Consider the following 5,444-nt stretch of genomic DNA (forward strand, 5'->3'; position numbering starts at 1 on the left):
AGCGATCCTAGCAGTGACGAAGTCACGCCCTAGCAGCGTAGCGATCCTAGCAGTGACGAAGTCACGCCCTAGCAGCGCAGCGATCCTAGCAGGACGTAGTCACGCTCTAGCAGCGTAGCGGCCTAGCAGGACGAAGTCCGCCCTAGCACCTAGTAGCGCAGCGACACTAGTTACTGATCCACACTGTTTGATAGGGTTGCAGTTGCATGGGTTGGGTGATGTCTTCAATCTGTTGGCCAGTTAATAGATCTATCCAGTAGTCGGCAATAGTAAGATTAAGTTCATTAATGGGTAGCGTGGTGACTTGATCAGATACGTTACTGACGCAGAAGATGCTCTGTTTACGGTTACGACTTTGACGCCAGAAGCCAAATAATTGTAAGCCTAAGTGCAAGGTGAACTGGGTGGCATTGGGATGAAAAGCACTTTGCTGGGTGCGAATATTAATTAAATGAGTCAGCGCGGTTAACACTTGGCTATGGTCGCTGTTGGTATCACTTAGCTGCTCAGTTAATTGATTGAGATCCCAACGATGACGGTTAATAGCACGATTATGTGACGTGTTTGCCAGCTTTTCATAGTCGTTGCGGGTTCCCAATAAACTATGAATATAAATACCTGGAATACCTTCTAGCGCTAACATAATGGTATGGGCACACACAAAACGTTGCATGCCCCAAGCGTCTTTGCCTTTAGTGGTACCTTGCAGCGCATCAAACAGGGCTATGTTCATTTCGTATGGCTTTTGCTGACCATCTTCTGTGGTTCGTGATGATATTTGGCCACCGAATTGTTGCATGGTGTCGACGAGTGTATCTATCTCATCGTCGTCGAGTAACCCCTCTGCTGGGCGAAGGCCGATGCCATCGTGGGAGGCAATAAAATTAAAGTAGGTTGTGCCATCTTGTGCGGGCGGCATGCTCATAAGCCAACGCTTTAAGTACAAGCAACTACCGGTAATAAGGCTGTTGATCAACAATGGTGGCAGTGAAAAGTTATAAATGCTGTGGGCTTCGTTAGCATTACCAAAATAGGTCAAGTTTTGAGGGTTAGGGATATTGGTTTCGGTAATAATAATGGCGTCTTGTTGGGCGTGCTCGATTAATGTACGCAACAAACGGACTATTTCATGGGTTTGCGGTAAGTTAATTGATTTACTGCCCACTATTTTCCATAAAAAAGCCACCGCATCAAGCCGAAAAATGCTGATCCCAGCATCTAAGTATTGACGAATTATTCGCACAAACTCAATTAACACTTGTGGATTACGAAAATCAAAATCAACTTGGTCGTGGCTAAACGTACACCATACATGTTGAGTGCCGTTAGGTGTCTCAGTTGGCCTGAGTAGGGCTGAGGTTCTGGGCCGAACCACCGCGCTTAAATCATCCTCCGGATCGGCGGTAAAGAAGTAGTCATGACCCACGCCCTCACCTTTACAAAAATGTTCGAACCATAAACTGCGGCTGGAACAATGATTGATGACTAAATCTGACATTAATCGTCGCTTGCTGGCAATGGCACTAATGTCTGCCCACGAGCCTAGACCTTCGTTAATGCTTGAGTAGTCGATAACGGAAAAACCATCGTCTGAGCTGTAGGGAAAAAACGGTAATATATGCACCGCATTGATGCAACTTAAGTAGCTGTCGATAAATTGCGCCAAGGTTGTGAGTGGACGCTCACCTTGTTGGAGCACACTGTCAGCATAAGTGATCATAATGATGTCTTTTTCGGACCAATGATTAACAAAAGGTGCTGGTACTTGGCAATACTCAGTTATGCGCATGATGTCGATGAGTTGAACCGCCAACTCTGAGGTGCTCATGTCGAGTTCGATATCATTGTAAATAAAGCTAAGTTGTTGCTGCAGCTTTTGCTGTAATACTTCCATTACTGACATAAGGTGTCCTTGTTGTTCGAGGTTCGAGGTTCCAGCCTCGACTTATGGTGATAAAACGTCATTAAACAGCCGTTTTCCCTATCACCCGCCCCGCCATCTTCGATACGTTTGGTTGCATTGACTTACAATAGGCCAGATCTTGATGCAGCTATTTACACTGCTATTAATTCGACGATTAACCCGGCTATTTTCCTAACGATTAACTCGATGATTAACCCGGCTATTAACTCGACGATTACCCCCAACGATTAATCCGACTATTATTATCCCAACGGTTAACTCAACGATTAACTCGACGATTAACCCCAACGATTATCCCGGCTATTATTATCCCAACGATTAAGTCGTGATCCGGTTAACTAAACTCGGCGTGATCGGCTTCAACGGCGGCTTTTAGTTGCTCAAGTACATCTGGCATGGCACTGACTACTCGGCTCCATGTTGGCATAAAGGGGGTTTCCATTGGGTTATCTAAAAAGCGCTGCCCTGCCGTTACAATATTTTGGGCAAACATTTCAACGGCTTTTTCTTCTAAATGAATATCCGTGGTTAAGCCGTTCATTATCGCATCGTTATGATAGGTTTCGACATAATCTAGGGCGATACGGTAATAAGTCGCCTTAAGGGTTCGGAACGATTCGGTGCTAAAAGTATTGCCTTGAGTGGCTAGTTTACGAAAGAAGGCTTTGGTGATATCAATCGACATTTTAGACAGACCCTCTTCTTCGTTATCTAATGATAGGTCTTGATGTTTATGATCGTAATTGTCGGCGATATCGACCTGACAAATACGATTATGGGCATAATTGCGCTGCATTTCTGATAACACACCAATTTCTAATCCCCAGTCACTTGGGATCCGTAGGTCGTTGAGTACATCGCGTCTAAATGAAAACTCGCCCGCTAATGGATAACGAAAACTGTCCATGTAGTCTAAATATTCGTTATAACCGACCACTTTTTTAAGCGCTTTAATCAACGGAGTGACTAACAGCCGTGACACTCGGCCATTAATTTGCCCATTGGAAATACGCGCATAATAGCCTTTACTAAACTCGTAATTAAACTTCGGGTTGGCCACAGGATAAAGTAAACGTGCCAGCAATGACTTTTCATAGGTGACAATATCGCAGTCGTGCAAGGCAACCGATTCGGTTTTTCCAGAGGCCAGAATATAGCCCATGCAATACCAAACATTACGGCCTTTACCCAATTCTTGAGGCGCTAAACCTAAGGCTTGCAGTTTTGCATCCAATGCTTGTAAACGTGGGCCGTCATTCCACAAAATACGGTGATGTTGGGGTAAATCGCCAAAAAAGCGCAGTGCATGTTTATATTGCTTGAGATCGGCTCGGTCTAATCCAATCACAATTTCGTTTAAGTATGGTACCTCTTTCAATTTACTAACAATATCTTTAAGCGCGTCACCTTCTAACTCAGAATAAAGAGAGGGCAGTATTAATCCTAATGGACGTGTTTTTGAAAACTTAATTAACTCTGTTTCAAGCTCTTCATGGGTACGTCGGGTTAAATTGTGCATTGTGGTGACAATGCCATTTTGATAAAAATCGGCCATATTACGCCCCTCCAAATGTTAGTTGGTTTTTCTGTGATTCAACCGATGACGACAATAGCGTTTGGGTTATACATTCAGCCCACCCTTTAGGACCGTATAGACTGCTTTTAATACTTTGTTTTTTTGTCGTTAAGGTAGGAAAGTCATGAACAGGTGACTTAATTTGTATGGCAATATCGGCAGCTTCGAGCATGGCCGTGTCATTACCACTGTCACCCAGTGCAATGGTAATAACAGGTGCGTGATATTGCTTGGCATACACATCGGCTAACCATTTCATGGCCTTGCCTTTATCGGTATCACCGCCAACATGTAGAAATCGTCCGCCCTGGAGCATTTGAGCACCAACACCTGTCATCAACGCTATAAAGGCTTGTTTACTGGCTTCATCACCCTGCCAAAGTAGTGGTTCGCCGTAGTGCCTGATTAATGCCAGCTTGGCATTGTCTGGTGACAGATCGGTGACTTCACATAACGCTTCAACCGACAACGTTGAAAAACCAATAAAGTCATCGTCAAAGGCTGGTGCATGCTCTGTTAACAATTCGAGCCAATATGTTCGCGGCTGACAAAACTCTTTTACCCAATAATATCCTTGGGTAAACGTATCTTGTGGCTGTTGGTCAAAGTAACCAATAGGGATATAAATTACCGCACCATTTTCTGAAATAAACGGTGAATTAAAACCAATGGTTTGTTGGAGCTTTTCCATTTCGGCAAAGGTTTTACTGGTATTGGCAATAATAGGAATATGCCGTTCATTTAATGCTTCAATCACGTCTATTGCATGACTAAAGCTATAGTCATAATGGTCAAGTAAAGTGCCATCTATGTCAGTAAAGATAAGTGGTCGTGTTGTCATATCATCTCCCTTTTAACCAATGAACGCTTCGCTAAAGCCAGGAACTAGAGCGCTGCGCTGCTAGGACGCTTCGCGGCTAGATTCTATAAAAACTAAAGCAACAGCCTAGAGCGCTGCGCTGCTAGGACGCTACGCGGCTAGATTCTATACAATCAACAGCCTAGTCGCGTAGCGGCCTAGGATCTCGATGCCTAGAGCGCTGCTAGGACGCTTCGCGGCTAGACTCTATAAAAACTAAAGCATAGTAGCGAAGCGGCCTAGAATCTAGTCACTCAATCTTAGCTACAGCCGAGAACGCTACGCTGCTAGGACGCTTCGCGGCTAGAGGCTATAAAATCAACAGCCTAGTCGCGCAGCGACTTAATCTTAGCAGCGAAGCTGTCCCTAGAAGCGCAGCGCTCTATCCGCGTAGCGACCTAGCAGGACGAAGTCCGCCCTAGTAACTAAGCGACCTCACACTTATTCGATTTAGTTATTGATTTAGTTATGGATTGATTCAGGATATGTGCCAAGCATAATGACTTTGCACCTTAATGGCACAAATAGACTTTAGCCTTTGATATATATAACGTATTTAAAACACGTCAAGTGATGATATGAAAAGTAGTGCGGAGAATAAGCCTGATAATTGTGCAACAAAGACAAACGGTTGCACCATGTTGGTGCGAATTAAGCGGTAGCGAGCAAAAAAACCTAGAGCGGTAGCGAGCCAAAAGCCTAGAGCGGTAGCGAGCGAAAAAAGCCTAGAACGCTGCGCTGCTAAGACGCTACGCGGCTAGATTCTATAAAATCAACAGCCTAGCCGCGTAGCGGCTCAATCTTAGCAGCGAAGCTGTCCCTAGCAGGACGAAGTCCGCTCTAGAAGCGCAGCGCACTATCCGCGTATCCGCGTAGCGGCCTAGGATCTTAGCAGCGAAGCTGTCCCTAGCAGGACGAAGTCCGCTCTATAAGCGCAGCGCACTATCCGCGTAGCGGCCTAGAATTTTAGCAGCGAAGCTGTCCCTAGCAGGACGAAGTCCGCTCTAGAAGCGCAGCGCACTATCCGCGTAGCGGCCTAGAATTTTAGCAGCGAAGCTGTCCCTAGCAGGACGAAGTCCGCTCTA

At 45.3% G+C, this 5,444-nt stretch carries 3 protein-coding genes; all 3 read right to left on the reverse strand.

The annotated features are described in order from the left end of the window. Positions 1-166: 166 nt before the first annotated feature. Entirely contained in the window at positions 167-1,903 is a 1,737-nt protein-coding gene (locus AAEZ00_RS20315) for a sugar phosphorylase (protein ID WP_101034607.1), read from the reverse strand. Positions 1,904-2,258: 355 nt separating this feature from the next. After that, on the reverse strand, positions 2,259-3,479 hold the full coding sequence (locus AAEZ00_RS20320) for a glycosyltransferase family protein (RefSeq protein WP_351089677.1): 1,221 nt from the start codon (positions 3,477-3,479) through the stop codon (positions 2,259-2,261). 1 nt (position 3,480) lies between these two features. Continuing rightward, positions 3,481-4,341 (reverse strand): HAD-IIB family hydrolase, encoded by an 861-nt coding sequence (locus AAEZ00_RS20325; RefSeq protein WP_351089679.1) that lies wholly within the window; start codon positions 4,339-4,341, stop codon positions 3,481-3,483. Between the last annotated feature and the right edge of the window lie 1,103 nt (positions 4,342-5,444).

Origin of the sequence: Shewanella sp. S1-49-MNA-CIBAN-0167, from assembly GCF_040310145.1 — a bacterium.
GTDB classification, from domain to species: Bacteria; Pseudomonadota; Gammaproteobacteria; order Enterobacterales; family Shewanellaceae; genus Shewanella; species Shewanella psychromarinicola.

Excerpts from the sequence above, each read along its gene's own strand:
- AAEZ00_RS20315 (WP_101034607.1), bottom strand. The coding sequence starts at position 1,903 with ATGTCAGTAATGGAAGTATTACAGCAAAAGCTGCAGCAACAACTTAGC.
- AAEZ00_RS20320 (WP_351089677.1), bottom strand. The coding sequence starts at position 3,479 with ATGGCCGATTTTTATCAAAATGGCATTGTCACCACAATGCACAATTTA.
- AAEZ00_RS20325 (WP_351089679.1), bottom strand. The coding sequence starts at position 4,341 with ATGACAACACGACCACTTATCTTTACTGACATAGATGGCACTTTACTT.